Origin of the sequence: Nitratidesulfovibrio oxamicus, assembly GCF_015731765.1 — a bacterium.
Lineage (GTDB): Bacteria > Desulfobacterota > Desulfovibrionia > Desulfovibrionales > Desulfovibrionaceae > Cupidesulfovibrio > Cupidesulfovibrio oxamicus.
In genome coordinates, this window is the sequence record NZ_VRYY01000766.1 from 1 (window position 1) to 582 (window position 582).

The window sequence follows — 582 nt, forward strand, 5'->3', positions numbered from 1 at the left end:
CGGCCTTGATGGCGCCTTTGCAGGCCATCATGGCCCACAGCGCGTCGAGGCTGTTGGTGCGCCCGGCCACCGCCTCGCGCAGGAAGGCGGCGGCTTCGGAACGGTCCAGCAGGGTGGGCACGGCGCGGGCGCGCACCGTGGCGCCGGTGGTTTCCAGCGCAAAGCCCAGCGCCTCCAGATCCGGACGCAGTTCGTGCAGCCGTTCCGCCTCTGCCGGGTGCAGGGGCAGTTCCACGGGCAGGGCCAGAAACTGGCCGCCGCCCGCCGTGCCGCGCCGTTTGATGCGTTCGTGCAGCACGCATTCGTGGGCGGCGTGCTGGTCCACCAGCAGCAAGGTGTCGCGGCCCCGGCGCAGCACCAGATAGGTGTCCGCGATCTGGCCGAGATAGGTGTATTCGCCGATGCGCACGCCGCCCTCGCGCGTTTCCTCCGGGATGAAGTCCGGGGGGGATGTCTGCGCGGTGGGAGCGTCCGCGTCGGTGAACGGGCGGGAGCCGTCCGAAAGCAGGCCGGGCGAGGCGGCAAGACCCGTTTCCTCGGCCACCAGCAGGGCGGGTGCCGGGCCGTCGCGCCGCGCGCCGG

The 582-nt window shown here is 72.7% G+C and carries 1 pseudogene; it reads right to left on the reverse strand.

The annotated features are described in order from the left end of the window. Positions 1 to 582 (reverse strand): annotated as a pseudogene (locus FVW20_RS18295) (DNA mismatch repair endonuclease MutL); the annotation flags it as partial.